At 68.5% G+C, this 23,526-nt stretch carries 17 protein-coding genes and 1 pseudogene; 9 read left to right on the forward strand and 9 right to left on the reverse strand.

Annotated elements, in window-relative coordinates; all coding sequences use genetic code 11:
* Positions 1–206: 206 nt before the first annotated feature.
* The 3 genes from ABD357_RS11425 (at position 207) to ABD357_RS11435 (ending at position 4,014) form a co-directional block, all read left to right on the forward strand.
* Positions 207–1,826, forward strand: a complete 1,620-nt coding sequence (locus ABD357_RS11425) for an acyl-CoA synthetase (RefSeq protein ID WP_344389505.1) — start codon at positions 207–209, stop codon at positions 1,824–1,826.
* Between the two features lie 154 nt (positions 1,827–1,980).
* On the forward strand, positions 1,981–3,279 hold the full coding sequence (paaK, locus tag ABD357_RS11430; RefSeq protein ID WP_344389506.1) for a phenylacetate--CoA ligase PaaK: 1,299 nt from the start codon (positions 1,981–1,983) through the stop codon (positions 3,277–3,279).
* 162 nt (positions 3,280–3,441) lie between these two features.
* On the forward strand, positions 3,442–4,014 hold the full coding sequence (locus ABD357_RS11435; protein ID WP_344389507.1) for a hypothetical protein: 573 nt from the start codon (positions 3,442–3,444) through the stop codon (positions 4,012–4,014).
* A 57-nt stretch (positions 4,015–4,071) separates the two neighbouring features.
* On the opposite strand, the gene ABD357_RS11440 is transcribed toward ABD357_RS11435, so the two are convergent.
* The 4 genes from ABD357_RS11440 to ABD357_RS11455 form a co-directional block, all read right to left on the reverse strand.
* Positions 4,072–6,090, reverse strand: a complete 2,019-nt coding sequence (locus ABD357_RS11440) for a sulfatase-like hydrolase/transferase (protein WP_344389509.1) — start codon at positions 6,088–6,090, stop codon at positions 4,072–4,074.
* A gap of 99 nt (positions 6,091–6,189) precedes the next feature.
* Positions 6,190–7,722 carry an acyl-CoA synthetase gene (locus tag ABD357_RS11445; protein WP_344389510.1) on the reverse strand — a complete coding sequence of 511 codons (1,533 nt, stop codon included), beginning with the start codon at positions 7,720–7,722 and terminating at the stop codon, positions 6,190–6,192.
* A gap of 126 nt (positions 7,723–7,848) precedes the next feature.
* Positions 7,849–9,411 (reverse strand): acyl-CoA synthetase, encoded by a 1,563-nt coding sequence (locus ABD357_RS11450; protein WP_344389511.1) that lies wholly within the window; start codon positions 9,409–9,411, stop codon positions 7,849–7,851.
* Complete coding sequence (locus tag ABD357_RS11455; protein WP_344389513.1) at positions 9,408–10,517, reverse strand: NAD(P)H-dependent flavin oxidoreductase; 1,110 nt, start codon at positions 10,515–10,517, stop codon at positions 9,408–9,410. Before ABD357_RS11455 ends, ABD357_RS11450 begins: the two co-directional genes overlap by 4 nt.
* Positions 10,518–10,678: 161 nt before the next feature.
* Here ABD357_RS11455 and ABD357_RS11460 point away from each other — a divergent pair, with 161 nt between their 5' ends.
* A complete protein-coding gene (locus tag ABD357_RS11460; protein WP_344389514.1) occupies positions 10,679–12,472 on the forward strand; it encodes a serine hydrolase domain-containing protein in 1,794 nt (597 codons plus the stop codon).
* Positions 12,473–12,485: 13 nt separating this feature from the next.
* Here ABD357_RS11460 and ABD357_RS11465 read toward each other — a convergent pair whose 3' ends face one another.
* The 3 genes from ABD357_RS11465 to ABD357_RS11475 all read right to left on the reverse strand — a co-directional run bounded on the left by ABD357_RS11465 (position 12,486) and on the right by ABD357_RS11475 (position 17,648).
* Positions 12,486–14,057, reverse strand: coding sequence for a phytoene desaturase family protein (locus ABD357_RS11465; protein WP_344389515.1), 1,572 nt, complete (start codon positions 14,055–14,057; stop codon positions 12,486–12,488).
* A gap of 435 nt (positions 14,058–14,492) precedes the next feature.
* Entirely contained in the window at positions 14,493–16,730 is a 2,238-nt protein-coding gene (locus ABD357_RS11470) for a serine/threonine-protein kinase (protein WP_344389516.1), read from the reverse strand.
* Between the two features lie 60 nt (positions 16,731–16,790).
* Complete coding sequence (locus ABD357_RS11475) at positions 16,791–17,648, reverse strand: oxygenase MpaB family protein (RefSeq protein WP_425584815.1); 858 nt, start codon at positions 17,646–17,648, stop codon at positions 16,791–16,793.
* Positions 17,649–17,836: 188 nt separating this feature from the next.
* Here ABD357_RS11475 and ABD357_RS11480 point away from each other — a divergent pair, with 188 nt between their 5' ends.
* On the forward strand, positions 17,837–18,598 hold the full coding sequence (locus ABD357_RS11480; RefSeq protein ID WP_344389517.1) for a DeoR/GlpR family DNA-binding transcription regulator: 762 nt from the start codon (positions 17,837–17,839) through the stop codon (positions 18,596–18,598).
* A 100-nt stretch (positions 18,599–18,698) separates the two neighbouring features.
* Here the strand turns inward: ABD357_RS11480 and ABD357_RS11485 are convergent, their stop codons facing one another.
* Positions 18,699–19,451: a DeoR/GlpR family DNA-binding transcription regulator gene (locus tag ABD357_RS11485; protein ID WP_344389562.1), complete on the reverse strand. Its 753-nt coding sequence runs from the start codon at positions 19,449–19,451 to the stop codon at positions 18,699–18,701.
* 297 nt (positions 19,452–19,748) lie between these two features.
* Here ABD357_RS11485 and ABD357_RS11490 point away from each other — a divergent pair, with 297 nt between their 5' ends.
* The 3 genes from ABD357_RS11490 to ABD357_RS11500 all read left to right on the forward strand — a co-directional run bounded on the left by ABD357_RS11490 (position 19,749) and on the right by ABD357_RS11500 (position 22,871).
* Entirely contained in the window at positions 19,749–21,026 is a 1,278-nt protein-coding gene (locus tag ABD357_RS11490) for an ABC transporter substrate-binding protein (protein ID WP_344389518.1), read from the forward strand.
* 142 nt (positions 21,027–21,168) lie between these two features.
* On the forward strand, positions 21,169–22,026 hold the full coding sequence (locus ABD357_RS11495) for a carbohydrate ABC transporter permease (RefSeq protein ID WP_344389520.1): 858 nt from the start codon (positions 21,169–21,171) through the stop codon (positions 22,024–22,026).
* A complete protein-coding gene (locus tag ABD357_RS11500; RefSeq protein ID WP_344389522.1) occupies positions 22,023–22,871 on the forward strand; it encodes a carbohydrate ABC transporter permease in 849 nt (282 codons plus the stop codon). Before ABD357_RS11495 ends, ABD357_RS11500 begins: the two co-directional genes overlap by 4 nt.
* A gap of 123 nt (positions 22,872–22,994) precedes the next feature.
* Here the strand turns inward: ABD357_RS11500 and ABD357_RS44645 are convergent, their stop codons facing one another.
* Positions 22,995–23,408, reverse strand: a complete 414-nt coding sequence (locus ABD357_RS44645; protein WP_425584816.1) for an LLM class oxidoreductase — start codon at positions 23,406–23,408, stop codon at positions 22,995–22,997.
* Here ABD357_RS44645 and ABD357_RS11505 point away from each other — a divergent pair.
* Positions 23,361–23,468 (forward strand): annotated as a pseudogene (locus tag ABD357_RS11505) (CGNR zinc finger domain-containing protein); the annotation flags it as partial. The gene ABD357_RS44645 and the pseudogene ABD357_RS11505 sit on opposite strands and share 48 nt — an antisense overlap.
* Positions 23,469–23,526 lie beyond the last annotated feature (58 nt).

Below are 23,526 nucleotides of genomic sequence, written 5' to 3' on the forward strand. Positions count from 1 at the left end.
GCGGTCCTCCTGTCTCGGGACGAGAACAGGTTGCAGTAGGCGCCGGGGCAGTTCAAGGGTTTTCTGACAGACAGTCAGATTTCTTCTGCGCGGGCCCTTCACAGTTGGGGCGGGCTTTGCTCTGATGACCGTCGAACCGAAGGACGCGCGCATCTCTCAGTCGCCTAGTCGCCTTGTCGATCGTTTTGCCAGGGTCAGGAGGAGCGGTGGAGTACAACCTTGCCGACCTGTTCGAGTCGATCGTCGACGTGGTGCCCGACCGCGAGGCGCTCGTGTACATCGACCACCCCGGCACGGGAGCGGAGCGCCGCCTCACGTACGCCGAACTGGACGCGGCGGCCAACCGGATCGCGCACCACCTGATCGACAACGGTGTGCGCCCCGGAGAGCATCTCGGCCTGCACCTCTACAACAGCGTCGAATATCTGCAGACCGTGCTCGGCTGCCTGAAGGCGCGGATCGTGCCGGTCAACGTCAACTACCGCTACGTAGAAGAGGAGTTGGTCTACCTCTACCGTGACGCGGATCTGGTGGCCCTGGTCTTCGACGCGGAGTTCACCGAGCGGGTGTCGGCGGCGCTGCCGCGGGTGGAGAAGTTGCGGCATCTGGTGCGGGTGGGCACCCCGGCGCCGGACGCTCCGCCGCTGTCCGCGGTGGACTTCACCAAGGCCGAGGCCTCAGGGTCCGCCGAGCGGGGCTTCGCGCTACGCTCGGCCGACGACCAGTTCATCATCTACACCGGCGGCACGACCGGGATGCCCAAGGGCGTGATGTGGCGTCAGGAGGACTTGTTCTTCTCGGGGCTGGGAGGCGGCGCCCCGACCGGAGAGCCGGTCAAGAAGCCGGAGGAGCTGGCCGAGCGGGTCGCGGCCGGAGGCGATGGGATCACCTTCTTGCCCGCTGCCCCGCTGATGCACGGCACATCGACCCTCACCGCCTTCATCGGCTTCAACTTCGGGCAACGCGTCGTGATCCACCGCAAGTTCGTGCCCGCGGAGGTTCTGCGCACCATCGAGAAGGAGAAGGTCACCAGCATGTCGCTGGTCGGCGACGCGATGCTGCGACCACTGATCGACGCCCTCAACGGCCCCATGAAGGGCACGGATTGCTCGTCCATGTTCAGCGTCTCGTCCTCCGGCGCGATCATGTCGGACACGGTGCGCGAGCAGTTCCAGGCACTCCTGCCGAACGTGCTGCTGCTCAACAACTTCGGTTCCTCGGAGTCCGGCTTCAACGGCACCGCGACCGAGGACTCCGGCCCGGACAAGGGTTTCAGGGTGCGCGTCAACTCCCGTACACAGGTCGTGGATCCGGCGACGTACGAGCCGGTCGCGGTCGGTGAACCGGGCCGCGTCGCGCAGCGCGGACACGTTCCGCTCGGCTACTACAACGACCCCAGGAAAACCGCCGAGACCTTCTTCCAGAAGGACGGCGAGCGCTGGGTCCTCCTCGGCGACATGGCGACCGTCGACGAGGAGGGCGTCGTCACCGTCCTCGGCCGCGGCTCCCAGTGCATCAACACCGGAGGCGAGAAGGTCTACCCGGAGGAGGTCGAGCAGGCCCTCAAGTCCCATCCGGACGTGTACGACGCACTGGTGGCCGGAGTGCCCGACGAGAAATGGGGCAACCATGTCGCGGCGGTGGTGCAACTGCGCGACGGGGCGAGGCCACTGTCCCTGGACGACATCCAGACCCACTGCCGCGCCCGTCTCGCCGGCTACAAGATCCCACGCCAGCTGGTGATCACAGCCTCCATCCAGCGCTCCCCGAGCGGCAAGGCGGACTACCGGTGGGCGCGGTCGGTGGCGGTGGAGGCGAACCGCTGAGCCCGCGGTCACCTAGGCCTGAGCGCCCTGCCCCCGCGAGCCACACCGTTTCCGTTCGGCTTGACGACCGACCGCACCCCTGAATTACTGATCCCGGACACTCGACCGAATGATCGGTCGCCCGGATCGGTGCAGTTGGCGAGGGAGAAGTCGTATGACGGATGCGGCGGATCTGCTGGACGCGGGGGAACGGCTCGACACGGACGGCTTGCGTGCGCTCCAGTTGGAGCGGCTGCGGGCGTCGCTGCGGCATGCGTACGAGAACGTGGCCTTCTACCGGGAGTCGTTCGACAAGGCTGGAGTACGCCCTGACGACTGCCGAACGCTCGCCGACCTGGTCCGCTTCCCCTTCACCACCAAGGCGGACCTGCGCGAGAACTACCCGTACGGGATGTTCGCCGTGTCGCGGGACAAGATCCGGCGTATCCACGCGTCCAGTGGCACCACCGGGCGCCCCACGATCGTCGGCTACACCGAGGGCGACCTGGACCTGTGGTCGGACCTGGTCGCCCGCTCGATCCGGGCGGCGGGAGGGCGTCCCGGCGACACGGTCCAAGTGGCGTACGGCTATGGGCTGTTCACGGGCGGGCTCGGCGCACACTACGGAGCCGAGCGGCTGGGCTGCACGGTGATCCCTGCCTCCGGCGGCATGACCGCCCGCCAGGTCACACTGATCCAGGATCTGCAGCCCGGGATCATCATGGTGACACCGTCCTACATGCTGACGTTGCTCGACGAGTTCGAGCGGCAAGGGGTCGATCCCCGCGAGACCTCGCTGCGTGTGGGCCTCTTCGGCGCGGAGCCGTGGACCGAGGAGATGCGCCGGGAGATCGAGGAGCGGTTCGCGATCGACGCGGTCGACATATACGGGCTGTCGGAGGTGATCGGGCCGGGTGTCGCCCAGGAGTGCGTGGAGACGAAGGACGGTCTCCACGTGTGGGAGGACCACTTCTATCCGGAGGTCGTCGATCCGATCACGGGCGAGGTGCTGCCGGACGGGGAGAGAGGCGAGTTGGTCTTCACCTCGCTCACCAAGGAAGCCGTGCCCGTGATCCGCTACCGGACCCGGGACCTGACGCGGCTGCTGCCCGGCTCGGCACGCGTCTTCCGCAGGATGGAGAAGATCACCGGCCGCAGCGACGACATGGTCATCCTGCGCGGCGTGAACCTCTTCCCCACCCAGATCGAGGAGATCGTGCTCCGTACGCCCGGTGTGGCGCCGCACTTCCAGCTCCGCCTCACCCGCGAGGGCCGCCTCGACGCGCTCACCGTGCTCGCGGAGGCACGGGCCGGGGCCACCCCGGAGACCCGCGACGCGGCCGGTCGTGCCATCGCGGCGGCCGTGAAGGACGGCATCGGCGTCTCGGTCGGTGTCGAGATCGTCGAACCGGAGTCGCTGGAACGGTCAGTGGGCAAGATCAAGCGGATCGTGGACCTGCGCGCACGTCAGTAGCGACCGCCGGCTCGTGGACGACCGCTGCTTCAACTGCGACAGCGCCTTCCTCGAAAAGGATCTTCCACTGGCCGGAACCGAACACCCACCTGGCTTGTCTTAGGCCCCGCAACGCGCGTAAATCGCCACACATGGGCCCATGGGCCAAGGGGGGAAACCAAGTTGAGAACCATCACGCGAGTCGCACTGGCATGCCTGATCGGCGCCGGTGCGGTCGCCTCCACCGCCGGGACCGCACAGGCCGCACCTGCGGCGGCGGGCGGATCCAAGCTGGTGAAGACGGTCGAGAAGGGCTACGCGCTGTCCTGTGCCGGGCAGTCCGCGGGCGTCTCTGTCGCCGTGGACCTCTACCAGAACTCCGCGTTCGGCACGCACACCAGCGTGTCGATCGAGACGCCTGACGGAGAATACGGCGGCGGTTACGGACCGGAGGACACCACGCTGTTCTCCAACGGAACCATCGCGGCGGACATCCCGGTCAGGAAGCTGGACGACACGGCCGAGCCGGCAGGCGACGCGGTCATCGGCGGCACCTACTCGGCCGCGGGCAAACCCAAGCCCGTGCACGAGGTCATCGAGGACCCGGCCGGTCACTACGTGATCACCAAGGGCACCAACACACCTCTGCGCGCGACGGCCACGGTGAACGTGCTCGGCACGACGGTCCCGCTGTCCTGCTCCACCGCCTTCGCGTTCGACCTCACGGTGTGGCGGCTGTCCCCCGGTCGCGGCTGACGAGCGACCGCGCATGACCTGCCGCCGGTTCACCGGCGGCAGGCTGCGGTCTCACTCCTACTTGGAGGGGTTGGGCTGTGAGCCGTACGCGGTCAGGAAGCGGTCGCGGAAGGAGTCCATCTGCCAGACCGGGGCGTTCGCGTCGGGCTTGAGGCCGTCCGTCCAGTTCCAGTCGTCGATCTTGTCCAGTACGGACTTGTCCTGGGCGACGATCGAGATCGGCACGTCCCGGCTGGCTTTGTTGCCGCTGACCTTGGCCATCGGCTGGTGGTCGCCGAGGAAGACGAGCACGGTGTCCTTGCTGCCGTACTTCGTCACGTAGTCGATCAGGCTGGTCACGGAGTACTGGATGGACTTGCCGTACTCCTCCGACGCCTTCTCGGAGTCGTAGAAGACGTCCCCGGGCTTCTTGCCGGCCTTCTGGATGTCCTTGTAGACGGAGCCGTCGCCGACCTGGTCCCAGGGAACCGTCTTGGGGAGGGGCGCCCAGGGCTGGTGGCTGGACGTCAGGATGATCTGCGACATCAGCGGCTTGTCCTGCTTCTTGCCGTGCTCCAGCTCCTCGAAGGCCTTCAGGGCGTACTGGTCGGGCATCGTCGACCAGCTGAACTTGGGGCCCTTGTAGCCGAGGTCCCGGGAGTCGTAGACCTGGTCGAGGCCATAGAACTTGCCCTCCGGCCAGCTCTTCTGGACGCCCGGCATGACACCCACCGTCCGCCAGGCACCGGTGCGCTGGAAGGCCCCCGTCAGGGTCAGGTGCTCGCCCGCGGTGACGACGCGGTAGCGGTTCTGGTTGTTGATCCACAGGCCCGACAGGAACGTGGAGTGGCCGAGCCAGCTGTTGCCGCCGTACGTCGCCGAGGTGAGCCAGCCGCTCTTGGCGGCGAACCCGGCCCGGGTCAGCTCCTCGTTCTTGGCGGTGAGGGTCGCGTTGACGCCCGGTGCGATGTCCTCGTCCTCGATCGCGCTGCGGCCGTAGCTCTCGATGAAGGTGAAGATGACGTCCTTGCCGCGCAGGTCGGTGAGCAGCTGGTCGCCCGGCGTGTTGCCGAACTTGTCCTTCTTGGCCTCCTTGGCGAACGCCGCCTCGTCCTTGATGGTGGCGCGCACCCGCTTCATACGGTCTTCGACCAGGGCGACCGTGCTTCTGGCGGCGAGCGGCGTGCCGGCGAGCTGGAGGCCGAGCGCCGCGCAGGTGACCCAGGCGGTTCCGATCAGCACGGTGGTACGGGTGGCCTTGTCGCGGTCGCGTGCCAGGACGTTGCTCAGCCGGAGCACCGCCAGGGTCATCACGGCGAGTACGGCCAGGACGAGCGCCACGACCCCGATGACGGCGGCGATCGTGCCGCCGCTGCCCATCGAGTCCTCGAGATAGGCCTTCGCGTCGTCGAACAGGACCCAGTCGAGAACCACGTTGAATCCTCGGCCGAGGAACATGTTGAAGCCGATGTCGAGGATGTTCAGCACGGTCAGCACGCCGAGGCCCAGACCGGCGAGGGCCGCCGCCACCATCCGTGGCCTGCGCGGCAGGAAGATCAGGACGCCGGCGCCGAGGATCGCCTCCACGGGGATGCGTACGAAGAGTCCTGGCCGGAAGGCTTCGATCGAGGTCGGCATGAGGAGCGCGAAGCACACGAGGCCGAGGGACAGGGCCGTGATCGTCCAGCCGACGTGGCGCACCGCGGCGGGGTGTCTGTCACGCCGGCGGCGCGGGGTGACGGGTTCGTCCGGAGCGTCGGACGGAGCCTCGGACGGAGCGTCGGCCGGGGCATCCGTGGGGGCGTCGGCGTCGCTCGCGGGGGGCTTCTCCTCGGTGCCGGCTTCGGCGGATTCCGCGCGTTCAGCGGGCGCTTCTTCTTCGGCGGCGGCTTCAACAGGTTCAACGGGTTCAGCTGGGGCTTCGGTGGTGGATTGCCTGGCGGCAGGGCTCTCGTCGGCTGCGCTGTCCTCCCCAGAAGCCTCGGCAACGGCGTCATCAGGCGTGTCCGCCGGTGGAACCTCCTCCGGCGTCTGGTCCTTTTCCGCGGTTGTCCGATCCGTGTCCGGCAGTTGAGGTGAGTTCGTGGTGCTCGACAACCCGGAGGTCCTTCCGTGCGTTTCCCGCTGGTGGCGCGGCGGACCGGGCCCGGGTGGTCGGGTCCGCCGAAATGTGTACGGCTCGTCGTCCCTGACCGTTCAATCACCTGGGGCGATGGTTCGGTCGGGCTCGTCCTGGAACCGGTCCCTCAGCTCCCGCTTGAGGATCTTGCCGCTCGCGTTGCGGGGAAGCTCGTCCACGAACAGGACCCGCTTCGGCGCCTTGAAGCCGGCGAGCTTCTCACGGGCGTATGCGAGCAGCTCCTCCTCCGGCACCTCGCCCCGGCGGACGACCACCGCGGTCACGGCCTCGATCCAGCGCTCGTCCGGCAGTCCGATCACCGCGACCTCGGCCACCGCGTCATGCGTGTAGAGCACGTCCTCGACCTGGCGCGAAGCGACCAGTACACCACCGGAGTTGATCACGTCCTTCACCCGGTCGACCACGGTGAAGTACCCGTGGGCGTCACGCACGGCGAGATCCCCGGAGTGGAACCAGCCGTCGCGGAAGGCCCCGGCCGTCTCCTCGGGCTTGTCCCAGTAGCCCTCGCACAGCTGCGGTGACCGATAGACGATCTCGCCCCGCTCCCCGTCAGGCACATCCTCGCCGGACTCGTCCACCAGCCGCGCCTCGACGAACAGCACCGGGCGCCCGCAGGAATCCATCCGTCCCTTGTGCTCGTGCGGTCCGAGCACCATGGCCAGCGGGCCGATCTCGCTCTGCCCGAAACAGTTGAAGAAGGCCAGCTTCGGCAGCCGCTCCTTCAGGCGTTCCAGTACGGGCACGGGCATGACCGACGCCCCGTAGTACGCCTTGCGCAGCCCGCTCAGATCACGGGTGGTGAAGTCGGGGCGGTTCGACAACCCGATCCACACGGTGGGCGGAGCGAACAGGCTGTCCGCGCGACCGTTCTCGATCAGGTCGAAGATCTGCTCGGCGTCGGGCGCGTCGAGGATGGTGTTGCTGGCGCCGACCGCGAGATACGGCAGCAGGAACACATGCATCTGTGCCGAGTGGTACAGCGGCAGCGAGTGCACGGGCAGGTCGCCGGCACTCAGGTCGAGGGCGGCGATCGCGCTCAGGTACTCGTGCACCAGCGCACGATGCGTCATCATCGCGCCCTTCGGCGCGGCCGTGGTGCCCGAGGTGTAGAGCAACTGCACCAGGTCCTCGGTACGCGGCTCCTCACCGTCGTACGGCGGCGTGGAGGCCAGCCGCGCGAGCAGCGAGTCGTCGGCGTCGCGCAGCGGCAACACCCGTACGCCGTCCGGGAGTCGACCGGCGAGGTCCGGGTCGGCCATCACCAGCGTGCTGCCGGACTGGCCGACGATGTACGCGAGGTCGTCACCGGTCAGGTTCTGGTTGACCGGTACGTGTACCAGACCGGCCCGTGCGCAGGCCAGGAAGCCGATCAGGTACGCGTCCGAGTTGTGACCGTAGGCGCCGACCCGGTCGCCGGGTGCCAGCCCCGTGTCGCGCAGCACCCGGGCGGCACGGGAGACGGCGTCGTCCAACTCCTCGTAGGTCCAGGTCCGTTCGCCGTAGTGGACCGCGACGCGGGCGGGTGTCCGGCGGGCACTGCGCCGCAGCACCCCGTCGACCGTCACATTGCGTCCCGCCGCCACCGTCATGCCCGCTCCTTCGTGCCGCTGCCCTGCCGCGATCCTCGTGCGGCGGCTCGAGCGGGTCAACTCCGGGCATGGCGGTGGCGGGCGCACAGGGCGGCAAGCGAGTGAACTGTCCGCCCGCCACCTCAGCTAGACGGGACGAGTGCGCCCCTCCCAATACGGCTCCCGCAGTCGTCGCTTGTACAGCTTCCCGTTGGGGTCGCGTGGCATCGTCTCGATGAAGTCGACGCTCTTGGGCCGTTTGTAACCGGCCAGTTGGCGTTCGCAGTGGCCGAGGATCTCGGCGGCCAGTGCCTCGCCCGGTGTGAAGCCGGGGGCGGGTTCGACGACGGCCTTGACCTGTTCGCCCCAGTCGTCGTGCGGGATGCCGAACGCGGCGGCGTCGGCGACGGCGGGGTGGGTGAGCAGCGCGGACTCGATCTCGGCCGGGTAGATGTTGACGCCGCCCGAGATGATCAGGTCGATCTTGCGGTCGCGGAGGAAGAGGTAGCCGTCCTCGTCGAGATAGCCGAGGTCGCCGACGGTGAAGAAGTCGCCGATGCGGTTCTTCTTCGTCTTGGTCTCGTCCTTGTGGTACGAGAAGCCTCCTGTGCTCATCTTCATGTAGACGGTGCCGAGTTCACCGGGCGGCAGCTTGTTCCCGTCGTCGTCGAAGACGGCGAGTTCGCTGATGGGCCAGGCCTTGCCGACCGTGCCGGGCTTCTTCAGCCAGTCCTCGGCGGTCGCGAAGGCGCCACCGCCCTCGCTGGCCGCGTAATACTCCTCGACGCTGTTGCCCCACCAGTCGATCATGGCCCGTTTCACATGGTCGGGGCAGGGGGCGGCGCCATGGATGGCGTGCCGCATGGAGGAGACGTCGTAGCGGGCCCGTACCTCGTCGGGCAGTGCCAGCAGGCGGTGGAACTGGGTCGGGACCATGTGCGTATGCGTGCACCGGTGGGTGTCGATGAGGCGCAGCATCTCTTCGGGCGTCCACTTGTCCATCAGGACGAGGCGGTGGCCGATGTGCAGGGACGCGCCCGCGAACTGGAGCACGGCCGTGTGGTAGAGCGGCGAGCAGACGAGGTGCACGTTGTCGTCGAACGGTTTGATCCCGAAGATGCCGAGGAAACCGCCGAGATACGCCTCCTCGGGGAGCTTGCCGGACAGGGGGCGCCGGATGCCGCGCGGGCGGCCCGTGGTGCCCGAGGTGTAGTTCATGACCCAGCCGAGGGTGCGGTCGCCGGGTGCCGACTCGGGCTGTCCGTCGAGGAGTTGGGCGTACGGCCTGAAGCCCTCGACCGAACCGACCGCGTACCGCCGCGCCTGGGGCAGCTTCGCCTCGTCGGCGGCGTGCCGTGCGGCGTCCGCGAACCGCTCGTGCGCGAGGAGCACCTTGGCCCCCGAGTCGGAGACGATCCAGGCGATCTCGGGGCCGACGAGGTGGTGGTTGACGGGGACGAGGTAGAAACCCGCCTGCTGGGCGGCCAGGTACGCGGTGAAGAACTCGACTCCGTTGGGCAGCACGACCGCGAAGGCGTCGCCGCGCTCGAGCCCGGCGGCACGCAGCCCGTGGACGAGGCGGTTGGTCTCGGCATGCAGCCGTCCGGCGGTCCACTTCTCCCCGTCGGGGGCGATCAGGACCGTACGCTCGGGGTCTGCGGCTGCCTGGGCCCAGAAGCCGTTGGCGGAAGCATTGGGGGCCTGGGTCACTCCTCGCTCCTTCCAGCGATCCGGTTGATTCGGTCGACGGCCCGCTCGAAGCCGCGGGTGAGGTCGTCGAAGACGGCCTGGACACTGCGCTCGCTGTTCATCCGGCCGACGATCTGCCCGACGGGCGTGCCGAGCAGCGGCTCCACCTCGTACTTCTGGATCCGCGAGACCGCCTCGGCGACGAGCAGGCCCTGGAGCGGCATGGGGAGCGTTCCGGGCCCGTTCGGGTCGTCCCAGGCGTCGGTCCATTCGGTACGCAGCTGCCGTGCGGGTTTCCCGGTCAGCGCACGCGAGCGGACCGTGTCGCCGGACCCGGCGGCGAGAAGTTTCCGGGTCACGGCAGGCGAGTGCATGTCGGCCTCGGTGGTCGTCAGCCACAGGGAGCCGAGCCACACTCCTTGGGCGCCGAGAGCGAGCGCGGCGGCCACCTGCTGTCCGCTGCCGATGCCGCCGGCCGCCAGTACGGGCAACGGGTCGACGGCGTCCACGACTTCGGGCGTGAGCACCATCGAGGCGATCTCACCGGTGTGTCCGCCCGCCTCGTAGCCCTGGGCGACGACGATGTCGATGCCCGCCTCCGCGTGCTTGCGGGCGTGCCGGGCGCTGCCCGCGAGCGCGGCGACCAGCACACTCTGGTCATGAGCGCGCGCGATGACGTCGGCGGGCGGTGAACCGAGCGCGTTGGCCAGCAGCTTGATCGGATAGTCGAAGGCGACGTCGAGCTGGTTGCGGGCCACCTGCTCCATCCAGCCGGTGATACGCCAGCCGGAGGCCTCGCCCTCGGCGAGTTCCGGCACGCCGTACTTGGCCAGGGTGTCCTTGACGTACTGCCGGTGCGCCTCGGGGATCATCGCCTCGACATCGGCCTCGGTGACGCCTTCGACCTTCTTGGCCGGCATGACGACGTCCAGGCCGTACGGCATGCCGTCGACGTGTTTCTCGACCCAGTCGAGGTCGCGTTTGAGGTCGTCGGGGGCGGTGTAGCGGACCGCGCCGAGCACGCCGAAACCGCCGGCCCGGCTGATGGCCGCGGCGACTGCGGGGAACGGCGTGAAGCCGAAAATGGCGTGCTCGACTCCCAGTTTCTTGCTCAGCTCCGTCTGCATGGCCGCAGGATGCCGCAGACCTGTGGACGAGGGAAGACTTTTTCTGATGCTCCGTCAGATTTCTCTGCCTCGGACTTCTGAGAGGTGCGTCAGTCCTCTCTCGAGCGGGGCAAGATACTTTGAAGCGGGCTGGCGCACGATTCGCTACGGGAGGCTTCTCGATGGCCGAAGGCGCAGAGGACGGAGCGGGCAGACAGAGCGGCGGCGGGCTGCCCCGTCGCCAACTCGTCGGAAAGACTCTGGCGTTGGGCGGCGCACTGGCCCTCGTGCCCTTCCCGGCGGGCCCCGCCTCGGCAGCACCCGAGCACGGACGGCCCACCCTGCGGCCCGGAACCCCCGAGCGGGCGGGCCTGCTCGCCGGACATCTGCGCCAACTCGTCGCGGACGCCGAGAGGTTCCTCGGCCCCTCCCCCACGTACCCCTGGTACGCGGGCGCCGTATTACTCGCCGGACGCGGCGGCACGGTCGCCCTGCATCAGCCGATCGGCAAGGCGGTGCACTACTCCGCGTACGACGAGAAGACGGACACCGGCGTGGCCTTCCCCGCGGGGCAGCAGATCCCGATGGCCGAGGACACCGTCTTCGACCTTGCCTCGGTCTCGAAGCTGTTCACCTCGATCCTGGCCGTGCAGCAGATCGAGCGGGGCGCTCTGGAGCTGGAGGGGAAGGTCGCCTCGTACCTGCCGGAGTTCGGGGGCGCGGGCAAGCAGGACATCACGATCCGTCAGCTCCTCACGCACACCTCCGGTTTCCAGCCCTGGATCCCGCTCTACAACGCGCCGACGTACGAGGAGAAGCTCCAGCTCATCTGGAACGAGGCGCCGATCGATCCGCCGGGCACCACGTACCTCTACTCGGATCTCAATCTGCTCTCGCTCCAGCTGGTCCTGGAGGAGATCTCCGGTCACCCTCTGGATGCACTGCTCCGAAACGAGATCACCGCTCCACTCGGGATGCACCGCACTCGCTACAACCCGCCCGCCTCCTGGAAGCCGAAGATCGCCGCCACGGAGGACGCCCGTAAGCCCTGGTCCGGGATCGACCGCGGCCTGGTGTGGGGCGAGGTGCACGACGAGAACGCGTACAGCCTGGGCGGGGTCGCGGGCCACGCGGGTGTCTTCTCCACCGCCTGGGACCTCGCAGTACTAGGCCGTACGCTCCTCAACCTCGGCTCATACGGCCGGGGCCGGATCCTGACGCCCGAGTCGGTGGAGCTGATGTTCACCGACTTCAACACGGCGTTCCCGGGCGACGAGCACGGCCTCGGCTTCGAGCTCTACCAGCACTGGTACATGGGCGCGATGGCCACCCCGCGCACCGCAGGGCACACCGGCTTCACCGGCACGTCGATGGTCCTCGACCCGACCACCGACTCCTTTCTGATCGTGCTCGGCAACTCCGTTCATCCCGTTCGCAGTTGGCGATCCGGCTCCGCACCCCGGGTCGCCGCCGCGAACAACCTGGCGCGTGCCGTCCCGGTCCGTCCTGCGCGAGGGCGTACGGCCTGGTTCTCCGGCATGGCCACCGCGGCATCCGCGACGCTCACGCTCCCTGCGCTCGCCGTCCCCGCCGGCGGCCGGTTGCGGTGCGCCCTGTGGTGGGACACCGAACCGCGGTCGGACGCCCTGTTCCTGGAGTCCTCGGCGGACGGCGGCACGTCGTGGCAGCCGGTGCCGTTCACGACGCGGCGCCACGGCGAGGAGGCGCAGGCGCATCCGGCCGGTTCGGTGACCGGCTGGTCGGGCCGGGCCTGGTACCTGCTCACCGCGGACCTTGCCGCGGCCCCACAGGCCCTGCTGCGGTGGCGTTACACGACGGACCAGCGCTACGTCGGCCGCGGCGTGTACGTGGACGGTCTGCGTGTCGAGGCCGACGACCGCGTCGTCTTCGACGAGGCCAGACCGTCGGACGCGGCACGGATCGAGGCGGAGGGCTGGACGCCTTCCGCCAACTGACCGGCGACTGAGGCTATCCCTGCCCCCGATCCTCCAGCACCACCATCGCCGCGTTGTGCCCCGGCACCCCGCTCACGCCGCCGCCCCGCACCGCGCCCGCGCCGCACAGCAGGACGTTCGCATGCTCCGTCTCCACGCCCCAGCGGCCGGTGCCCTCCTGGGCGTAGGGGAAGGCGAGGTCGCGGTGGAAGATGTTGCCGCCGGGCAGCCGCAGGTCGCGTTCCAGGTCGAGGGGGGTCTTCGCCTCGATACAGGGGCGGCCGTCCGCGTCCATGGCCAGGCAGTCGGTGAGGGGTTCGGCCAGGTGGGTGTCCAGTTGGGCGAGGGTCGACTTGAGCAGTTCCTCCCGTACGGCGTCGTTGTCGTGGGCGAAGAGCCGGGCCGGTGTGTGGAGGCCGAAGAGGGTGAGTGTCTGGTAGCCCTGGCGGACCAGGTCGGGGCCCAGGATCGTGGGGTCCGTGAGGGAGTGGCAGTAGATCTCGGAGGGCGGCGCGGCGGGCAGCTCGCCTGACGCGGCCTGTGCGTGGGCGGTCGCCAACTGCTCGTATCCCTCGGCGATGTGGAAGGTTCCGGAGAACGCCTCGCGGGGATCGACGGAGGTGTCGCGGAGCCTCGGCAGTCGCTTGAGCAGCATGTTCACCTTGAGCTGGGCGCCCTCGGCGGGGGTGGGCGGCGCCTCCCCCGTGAGCCGCGCGAGTTCCTGCGGCGAGGCGTTCACCAGTACATGCCGGGCCGCGACGACTCCTTCCGCGTCCTCACTCCGGTACGTGACCTCGGCGGCGTGTCCGTCGCTCTCGACCCGTACCACGTCGTGCCCGGTCGCGATGACGGCGCCCGCGGCGCGGGCGGCTCCGGCCAGCGCGTCGGTGAGGGCGCCCATGCCGCCGACCGGTACGTCCCAGTCGCCCGTGCCGCCGCCGATCACGTGGTAGAGGAAGCAGCGGTTCTGCCGCAGGGAGGGGTCGTGGGCGTCGGCGAAGGTGCCGATGAGCGCGTCGGTGAGCACGACGCCGCGTACGAGATCGTCGGCGAAGGTCTCCTCGATGACCGCGCCGATCGGTTCCTCGAAGAGCGCCCGCCAAGCTTCCGTGTCGTCGATGCGGCGGCTGAGCTCGTCGCGGGTGGGCAGGGGTTCGGTGAGGGTGGGGAACACCTGCTTGGCGACGCGGCCGGTCATGGCGTAGAAGCGCTGCCAGGCCCGGTACTCGTGGTCCGAGCCTGTGAGCCGCGCGAAGGCCTCTCTGGTGCGCCGTTCGCCGCTGCCGACGAGCAGTCCGGTCGGCCGTCCGTCGCGTTCGGCGGGTGTGTACGAGGACACGGTGCGTCCTCGCACCCGGAAGTCGAGGCCGAGATCCCGCACGATCTTCCGAGGCAGCAGGCTGACCAGGTACGAGTACCGGGACAGGTGTGCGTCGAGCCCGGCGAACGGCCGGCTGGACACGGCGGCGCCCCCGGTGTTCCTCAGCCGTTCCAGTAGCAGAACGGACTTCCCCGCGCGGGCCAGGTAGGCGGCGGCGACCAGACCGTTGTGGCCCCCGCCGACGATCACGGCGTCGAATTCCTTGTGTCCCTTGAGTGCAGGCATGCCTCTTCGTAACACGCGGTGATCTAGGTCGGCCAGAGATACGCGGCCGGTTGCCTCCGGCGGTTGGGCGGGTGCCTACGGGAGTCGGTGGGTTCGGTTTCGCGGGCGACTGCGGGCCCGTCGTGGCTTGTCGCGCAGTCCCCGCGCCCCTGAAAGGCCTGCGACTGCCCGCACCCCCGAAGAGCAAGCGCCCCGGAAAAGCCCGCGCCCCCAACCACCCGCAGTTTCCCACCGGCGGGAGGGGACGTGGGCCGGTGCGTCGTATGCCCGTCGCGCAGGTTCTGTCTCAGGCCACCTACGCGCCCTGTGTGAGCCGAAGGGCCGTATGCCCACCCTGCGACGGGCTGACGCACCGGCCCACGGCCCCGACCACGCACCCAGGGGCGCGAGGAACTGCGCGACCAGCCACAACGAACCCGCAGATTCCTAGTGCGCCTACTGCGCCTCCCGCGGAGCGCCCCGCAGAGCAGCCACCCTCCGGTACAACTCCACCGCCTCCGCCCCACGCCCAAGTTGCTCCAGACAGTGCGCCTCGTCATTGCGGCTGGCGAGGGCGTCGGGATGGTCGGCGCCCAGGACCTGCTCGCGGGCGGTGGCGACACGGCGGTACTCCGTGAGCGCGTCGGCCCAGCGGCCGAGCCAGCCGAGGCCGACGGCGACCTCGCGACGGCTGACCAGGGTGTCCGGGTGATCGGGACCGAGGACGCGCTCACGGATGGCACACACGTCGCGAGACTCGGCGAGCGCCTCCTCCCAGCGGCCGAGCCGGCCGAGGTTGACGCAGAGGCCGTGGCGGGCGCGCAGCGTCTCGGGGTGGGCCGGGCCGTGGACGCGGGTGCGGTCGTCGATCAGGTCGCGGTACAGCGTCAGGGCCTGGGCGCTGCGGCCGAGCCGGCCGAGGCTGATGCCGACCTCGTAGCGCGCGGCGAGCGTGTCGGGGTGGTCGGACCCGAGAGCCCCCGCACGGGCTTCGGCGACCTCCTGGTAGGTCTGGAGCGCTTCCGGCCAGCGGCCCAACTGGCCTAGCGCGTAGGCCACTTCGTACCGGGTCACGAGGGTGTCGGGATGGTTCGCGCCGAGCACTCTCGCGCGGGCCGCGGCCACGTCCAGGGCCATGCGGTACGAGTCCTCCAGGCGCCCGAGCCTGCTGAGGCTGAAGGCGAGGTTGTGGCGGCAGCGCAGGGTGTCGGGGTGGTCGGGTCCCATGGCGCGCTCCCGGGCCGCGAGCACCGACGTGTACACCTGGTGCGCCTCGAAGTGGCGACCCAACTGCCCCAGTACGTATGCCATTTCCTGTCGCGCGGCCAGTGTGTCCGGGTGGTCGGACCCGAGCACCCGCTCCCTGGAATCGGCCACGTGCGTGTACTCGCGCAGCGCGTCGGCGGGGCGCCCGGTACGGCTGAGGGTGAAGGCGACCTCGTACCGGCTGGCAAGGGTGTCGGGATGGTCGGGACCCAGCGCGTGCTCGCGTTCGGCGGCGACCGCGCGATGCACCTCGCCGGCCTCCGCCCAGCGGCCGAGGCGCCCCAGGCTCAGGCCCGCGTTGTGCCGGCCGGTGAGGGTGCTGATCAACTCCGGTGACGGCGTGGGGCGTTCGGCCTGTACGGGCTCCTGGGCGAAGCGGGAGTCGGTACGGGCGATCCAGTCGCTGGTCAGGCCCGCCGCGGCGTCCGGCGGTGTGGTGTGCAGGCCTGCTCCGGCCGCCTTGTGGCCGGTGGTCATGCCGCGGGTCCAGGAGGGCAGTCGCGGTTCGGGGGCGGTGGCCGGTTCCGGTGCCTGCCGGCGCACGGGAGGAGACGCCACGGTCGGCACGTACGCCGGCGTGGTGCGGGCCGCGCTGATGCGGTGGCTCAGCTCGCGGGCGTCGTGCGGGCGTTGCTCGGGCTCCTTGGCCAGCAGATCCAGGATGATCTCCTCGACGTAGTCGGGGAGTTCGGCGCGGTGGCGGCGCGGCGGCTCGGGAGGAGTATCGCGGTGGCTGACGAGTACGGCCCAGGCGTCGTCGAGGTCGAACGGCGGCGCCCCGGTGGCGATCTCGTACAGTACGCAGCCGAACGAGTAGAGGTCGCTGCGTTCGTCGACGGACGAGCCGCTGATCTGCTCCGGCGACATGTAGTGCGGGGTGCCCATCGCGATGCCCGTGCCGGTCAGGCGGGCCGTGAAACCGATGTCGTGGCCGAGGCGGGCGATGCCGAAGTCGCAGATCTTCACCGTGCCATCGGTCAGCCGCATGATGTTCGCGGGCTTCAAGTCGCGGTGCACGATGCCCTGTTGGTGGGTGTAGGCAAGAGCGGCGGACACCTGGTCGGCGATCTCCACGACGTCCGCCACCGGCAGCGGATGATGCTTGTTGTCCTCCAGGAGCTGGCTGAGGTTGCGCCCTTCCAGCAGCTCCATGACGAGATAGAGCACGCCGTCGGACTCGCCGAAGTCGTGGACGACGGTCACCCCGCGGTGCTGGAGTGCGGCGGCCACGCGGGCCTCGCGCCTGAACCGCTCCCTCAGGACCCGGGTGAAGGACTGGTCGTGATGGTGGCCCAGTGGTTTGAGGCACTTGACGGCGACCTGTCTGCCCAGCGACTCGTCGCGCGCACGCCACACCTCCCCCATGCCGCCACGACCGATCAGGTCGAGCAGCCGGTACCGGCCCTGGATCAGCCTGGTCTCCCCCATTGCTGCCGCCCGCCCCCGTCGTGTGTCCCCGCCCTCCCCTGGCCCGTCCAGTATGGCGAGCTATCGTCCGAGTTTGTACGGGGCCGGTCGGGAGCCGCGGCCGAGCCGTGACATGGCACGGATAATGTGCTTGGGCGGGAGTTGCCAGCGCACACGTGCGGGAATGCTGCGCAGCATGGTGCCGGTGAAACGCAGTTGAAGGTTCACCGCCTCGTGCGAGGGTGCGGATCGTCCGTACAGCTCATGGGCGTACGGCGGCAGTGAGGCGTACGCGAGTTCCGCCACTCCCCGCCAGACCAGTTCGCGCGCCGGGACGAGCAGGACGGGCGTCGGCGGCCGGCGCAGGAAGTCCTCGACGTCCCGTGCCTCCTCTCCGGCGGCCAGCTCGGGCCGTATCTTGTCGAAGTAGGCGGCGAGTTGGCCCTGGTCGGCGGGTACGTCCTCGGGGTCGAGGCCCACCAGCCGGGCGCTCTCGCGGTGTTCGCCGATATAGCGGTCGGCCTGCGCTTCCGTGAGGCGGATCCCGGAGCGGCGCGCGACATCGAGGTAGGAGTCGATCTCCGCGCAGTGCACCCAGAGCAGCAGCTCGGGTTCGTCGATCCGGTAGCGCTCACCCGTGTCGGGGTCCGTCGCGGTGAGCATGGCGTGGATCTTCCGGACGCGGGCGCCCGCTTTCTCGGCCGCCTCTGTCGTGCCGTACGTCGCCGTCCCGACGAAGTTGGCCGTACGCATCAGCCGGCCCCAGGCGTCCTTGCGGAAGTCCGAGTTCTGCATGACCCCGCGCACCGCGCGCGGGTGGAGAGCCTGGAGGTAGAGCGCGCGGACGCCTGCGACCCACATCATCGGGTCGCTGTGCAGTTGCCAGGTGACCGAGGAAGGGCCGAAGAGACCGGGGTCGCCGGTGTGATCCGCGTCCACGCTGCCCAGTGTGACGAGGATTGTCGGTTGGCACCAGACAACGTCACTGACGCGTTCGAGCGCCGTTCGAGAGCTTCAGAAGTCTGCAGGCCAGGCGGAGGAACCCGGGATCAGCGTGCAGAAGAATGGAAAAATTTCTGCAAGAACGCGCATAGATCTGATCGCGTTTGACGAGTAGTGTCTGGCGCGTGCTGGCTGAGCGACGACACCAACTGATCCTGCGAGCTCTGCGCTCGGGCGGCCCCGCATCGGTGACCGATCTCTGCGGGGAGCTGGGCGTGAGCGCCGCGACCGTCCGGCGCGACCTGGTCCGGCTGGAAGAGGAGGGGCTGCTCACCCGGGTCCACGGTGGAGCGGTCATCGGGGAGGACGACCAGCAGGGCGACCAGCCGTTCGCGGAGGTCGTCGGGGTGGGCGTGGCCGAGAAGGACGCGATAGCGGTGCGCGCCGCCGCCATGATCGAGGACGGTCAGTCGGTCCTTCTCGACATCGGAACGACCGCCTATCGGCTGGCCCGGCAGTTGCGCGGTCGCCAGCTCACCGTGATCACCAGCAACCTTGTGGTGTACGAGGAACTCGCGAAGGAGGAGAGCATCGAGCTGGTGCTGCTCGGCGGCATGGTCAGACGCGAGTACCGCTCGCTGGTCGGCTTTCTCACGGAGGACAATCTGCGGCAGTTGCATGCCGACTGGCTGTTCCTGGGCACGAGCGGTGTCCGCCCCGGTGGCCAGGTCATGGACACCACCGTCATCGAGGTGCCCGTCAAGCGTTCCATGATCGCGGCCGGTGACCGGGTGGTACTCCTCGCCGACGAGAGGAAGTTCCCCGGCACGGGCATGGCCCAGGTCTGCGGGCCCGAGGAACTCGATGTGGTCGTGACCAACACCGGAGCGGACGCGGCGACATGCTCGGCCCTGGAGGAGGCGGGTGTCACGGTCGTACGGACGTGACACCCGGGCGATGCGTGGACTTGAGCGTCGCCCCCGAAGTGAACGACTTCGAGGTGAACGGCGGACCCGGATGCGTCCGACGAGGCTCAGGGCACCGGTCTCACACCTCGGCCACCTCGACTCCGGCCGCCTGCAGTGCGCTGCGCGTCGCCAGGTCCGTGGGCGCATTGGTCACCACCATGTCGAGACTGCCGGGCCCACACACCCGGGCCATACCGGTGCCCGGAAACTTTCCGGCGTCCGCCATCAGGACGACCTGTTCGCTGGCGGCGATCATGGCCCGTTTCACCGGCACCTGCACGGAGGTGGTGTCCAGGACGTTGCCGTCCGGGCGGATGCCGCTGGTGCCCAGGAACAGCCGGTCGGCATGGATCTGCCGGAGATTGTCCTCGGTGAGGAAGCCGGCCAGCGAGCGGTAGTCGCGCCGGACGGCTCCGCCGAGCATCACCAGCTGGACGTACGGATCCTCGGCGAGTTCCTCGTACACGGCGAGACTGCTGGTGATCACGGTGACGGCGCGGCCCCGCAGGCGGCGTGCCAGCCGGTGTGTCGTGGTGCCGATGTCGAGCAGGAGGGTCTCTCCGTCGCTGACGAGGTCGGCGCACTTGTCCGCGAGGGTGTCCTTCGCCGCCACCCGTAGGGATGCCACCTCCGTGAAGGGTTCGTCTCCGCCTTCGGCCGGCATCGCGCCGCCGTGGACCCGTCTCAGTAGACCTTCATCCTCCAATTGCCCCAGGTCACGGCGGATCGTCGCCCGGCTCACACTCAGCCTCTCTGCCAGCGCGACGACGGCGGTCGGGCCGTCCGAGCGCAGCGCTCGCAAGATCAGTTCATGGCGGCGGTCGGGAAGCATGCCGGTCACTTCACCCTCCAAGTTCAATCAAACTCGCGCAGGATCGCGATGAAGTCTTGCCAGATCTGCGCACCAGGTGCAAGCTTCTGCGTAATTCGAGCAGGTGTAATCACTGCACCGGTACTTCCTGAGCAAAAAGGCACCATGCCGCCATCGCTGTCGACGGCTCAGGGGGAGGGGAAGCGCTCATGTCTCAGGCCCTGCGACCGGGCAGCTCTGCCCGACGAACTGGCGCAGCCCGGTGCCCGGGTGACGCGCCCGCGGTCACCGATCACGTCGAACAGTAGGAGAACGAAAGTGGATCTGTCCCGTAGACGGTTCGTCCAGACGGCGTTGCTCGTCGCGGCGGGCGCCGGAGTCACCGCCGCGTGCGGGGGCTCGGACAGCAGCAGCGGTACGAAGGACGGCAAGGAACTGACCCTGTGGTACTGGGGCGGTGGCCTCAGCGACAAGGTCGTGGCAGACGCCAAGAAGCAGTTCACCGACGTGACGCTGAAGTCCTCGATCATCGGCGGCACCTTCAAGCAGAAGCTGCTCACCACGATGAACGGCCGCAGTTTCGTACCGGACATCACTGGGATCAAAGGCGAGGACATCGCCTCCTTCCTGCCCAACGCCAACCGGTTCATCGACCTCAACACCCTGGGGGCCGACAAGATCGCCTCGGAGTACCTGGGCTGGAAGCTGAAGCAGGGACAGACCCAGGACGGCAAGCAGATCGGCTTCCCGATCGACATCGGTCCGACCGCGATGTACTACCGCGAGGACATGTTCGCGAAGGCCGGACTGCCCACGGATCCCGCCAAGGTGGCCGCTGAGATATCCACTTGGGAGGACTACTTCGCGATCGGCGCCGACATCCAGAAGGCGTACCCCAAGGCGTTTCTGCTCAACAACATGACGGCCGTCTTCGACATGTCCCTCGGCCAGGGCAGCCAGCGCATGATCGACGAGGACAACAAGTTCATCGGCGACCAGGAGCACGTCCGCAAGTGCTGGGACCTCGCCGTGCGCCTCTACGAATCCGGCGCCGACGCCAAGATCAACGACGAGAGTCTGAAGGCGGCCGTGGCCGACGGGTCCGTGGCCACCCAGCTCGGGGCCGCCTGGATGGCGCTGGACGTCAAGGACATGGCGCCGAACACATCGGGCAAATGGCGAGTCGCTCCCCTGCCGGGCGGGCCCTCCAACATGGGCGGCTCCTTCCTGGCCCTGCCCAAGGAGTGCCGCAACCCGGAAGTCGCCTTCGAGATCATCAAGTGGCTGCTCAGCCCGGAGAACCAGGGCCGCGGCTTCACGGACGCGGCGCTGTTCCCCTCGGCCCCGGCCGCCTACGAGCTGCCCGCCCTGACCGAAGGCGACCCGTTCTTCGGCGGTCAGAAGACGATCGAGGTGTTCGGCCCGGCCGCCGAGAAGGTTCCGGCCTTCTACGAGGCTCCGGCGAACGCGGCGGTGGCCGTGCCGTACTACAACGAGCTGACCAGCATCGAGTCGAAGGGCAAGAAGCCGGACGACGCGTGGAAGGACGCCGTCGAGCAGGCCAAGCAGATCGCCAAGCAGCAGGGCGTGAGCTGAAGTGGCAGCACCCCCCACGGCCGGACCCGCCGCAGCGCCCGAGGCTCCACAGAAGCACCGCCGGACCGCCCGGAGTACCGGCCGGCCCGAGCGGCGCCGGGGGCTGCGGCGGCTTCTGTCCTTCTGGCCGCAGTACGTGGCGGTGTCGCCGTTCTTCCTGCTGTTCCTGACTTTCCTGTTCTTCCCGATGATCTATTCGCTGTACCTGGCGTTCCAGCGCTGGGACGGCATCGGCGAGATGACCTTCGTCGGGTTCGACCAGTTCCGTTTCCTGATCGACGACCCCACCTTCTGGCTGGCGCTGCGGAACACCCTGGTGATCTGGGTGTTCGCCACGTTCCCCATGTTGTTCATGGCGCTCGTGCTGGCCACCCTGCTGAATTCCACGCGCCGCCTCACCAGCTTCTACCGCGTTGCCTACTTCGTCCCCAACGTCACTTCAGTGGTCGCGGTCTCCATCTTCTTCTTCTCGGCCTTCAGCGACCGGTACGGCGTCGTGAATGCGGCATTGCAGGCGGTGAATGTGCCGTCGGTCCCCTGGCTGAACAACGAGTGGACGATCAAAGCGGTCATCGCCATGCTGATGACCTGGCAGTGGACCGGCTACAACATGATCATTTACCTGGCCGGTCTGCAGGCGATTCCCTCTGATGTCTACGAGGCGGCCAAGCTCGACGGCGCTGGGCCGGTACGAACCTTCTTCTCCATCACCGTTCCGATGATGCGCCCGATCATTCTGTTCACGGTGATCATTTCGACGGTCAACGGCCTGCAGAGTTTCACAGAGCCTCAAGTCCTGTTCGGCAGCAACGCGGCCAACAACCCGAATTCCGGCGGGCCGGGACAAGCAGGGCTGACCACACTTCTGTACTTCTACCACCAGGCTTTCGACAACAACAACTTCGGTTACGCCGCCGCGATCGTCTGGGCGTTCTTCCTGGTCATCCTACTGTTCGTGGCCATCAACTGGCGAACCGTCCAAGGAAGGAGGAAGGGGTGAAGGCACTGAGAGTCCGCCGGCCCCTGACCGCCAGAGGACTGCTCCTCCACGCGATCCTGATCGTCGGCGTCCTGATCTCGATGTTCCCGTTCTACTGGACCATCGTGATGGCGACCAACACGACGCAGGACATCTCCAAATACCCGCCGAAGCTCACCTTCGGGCCTCATCTGCTCGACAACATCCAGCGGTTGCTGGACAGCATCGACTTCTTCGGGGCGATGTTCAACACGGTCGTCGTGGCCGTGAGCACGACGGCGCTCGTCCTGCTCCTCGATTCCCTGGCGGCGTTCGCCTTTGCCAAATACGAATTCCCCGGCAGGCGCGTGCTGTTCGCCATGCTGATGGCCATCTTCATGCTGCCGCTCCAGCTCGCGATCATCCCCCAGTACCTCATCATGGCCGAACTGGGCTGGCTGGGCTCACTCAAGGCCGTCATATTCCCGGCCACAGCAAACGCCTTCGGCATCTTCTGGATGCGCCAGTACATGATCGGCGCCATTCACGACGAACTCATCGACGCCGCCCGCATGGACGGCTGCGGCTTCTTCCGGCAGTACTGGCACGTCGGATTGCCGGCCGTCCGGCCGGGACTCGCCTTCCTCGGCATCTATACCTTCGTCGCCGCGTGGAACGACTACGTCTGGCCGCTCGTCGCCTTGGTCAACCCCGACAAGGTGACCCTGCAGGTCGCCCTCTCCCAGCTCAACGTCTCGCACGGTCGACAGGACTACGCCATGGTGATGGCCGGCGTACTGCTCGCCGTACTGCCGCTGGTAGTGGTGTTCTCCCTGTTCGCCCGCAGCTTCATCGCCGACGCCACCAAGGGGGCGGTGCGCGAGTGAGCGGCTGAGCGGGTCAGGGAGCGGGCAGCCGCCGCGTGACACACCGCACGGCTTCTTCGGCAAGCCACCCCGGTCGCGGCGCCGCGGCCCGTCATAGGCCCGGCGCCCTGCATGAACTGCGGATCAGGTGGTGCCGCCCGGGAGCGGGAGTGCCTCGCCGAGCATGGGCCAGTACGGCATCGCGGACTCGCCCGGCTCGATCACGATCACCTGCACCGCGACGTGATCGGCTCCGGCCTCGACATGGACATGGAGCTTCTCGACGATGGTCTCCAGGTCGCCCCAGAACACGAGGTCGTCGACGATGCGGTCGCTGCCACCGGCGATCTCCTCCTCCGAGTAGCACAGCCAACGGAACTTCGCGATGTTGTAGGGGGAGTTCAGATAGATGTACAGGTGTTCCCGCGCGATCGCACGGGGCATGCCCTTCTGCTCGCACCAGGGACCACCGATCCCGCCACACCAGCCGTCCTCATGTCCGCCCGACGGCTGCGCGAGACCGTCGACCGGGCCGTACTGGCAGTCGCCGACGGGCACCTGCCCACACCCGGCGACGTGACGCTGCTCAACCGATCGGCAGCGGCGGCCCCCAGACCCGCCCTGCGACTCGTCATCACCCACGACCGCCTGGAGGCCACCGCAACAAGACCCTCGC

This window comes from Streptomyces vastus (assembly GCF_039532825.1).
GTDB lineage: Bacteria > Actinomycetota > Actinomycetes > Streptomycetales > Streptomycetaceae > Streptomyces > Streptomyces vastus.

Excerpts from the sequence above, each read along its gene's own strand:
- paaK (WP_344389506.1), top strand. The coding sequence starts at position 1,981 with ATGACGGATGCGGCGGATCTGCTGGACGCGGGGGAACGGCTCGACACG.
- ABD357_RS11445 (WP_344389510.1), bottom strand. The coding sequence starts at position 7,722 with ATGACGGTGGCGGCGGGACGCAATGTGACGGTCGACGGGGTGCTGCGG.
- ABD357_RS11455 (WP_344389513.1), bottom strand. The coding sequence starts at position 10,517 with ATGCAGACGGAGCTGAGCAAGAAACTGGGAGTCGAGCACGCCATTTTC.
- ABD357_RS11460 (WP_344389514.1), top strand. The coding sequence starts at position 10,679 with ATGGCCGAAGGCGCAGAGGACGGAGCGGGCAGACAGAGCGGCGGCGGG.
- ABD357_RS11465 (WP_344389515.1), bottom strand. The coding sequence starts at position 14,057 with ATGCCTGCACTCAAGGGACACAAGGAATTCGACGCCGTGATCGTCGGC.
- ABD357_RS11470 (WP_344389516.1), bottom strand. The coding sequence starts at position 16,730 with ATGGGGGAGACCAGGCTGATCCAGGGCCGGTACCGGCTGCTCGACCTG.
- ABD357_RS11485 (WP_344389562.1), bottom strand. The coding sequence starts at position 19,451 with ATGCTTCCCGACCGCCGCCATGAACTGATCTTGCGAGCGCTGCGCTCG.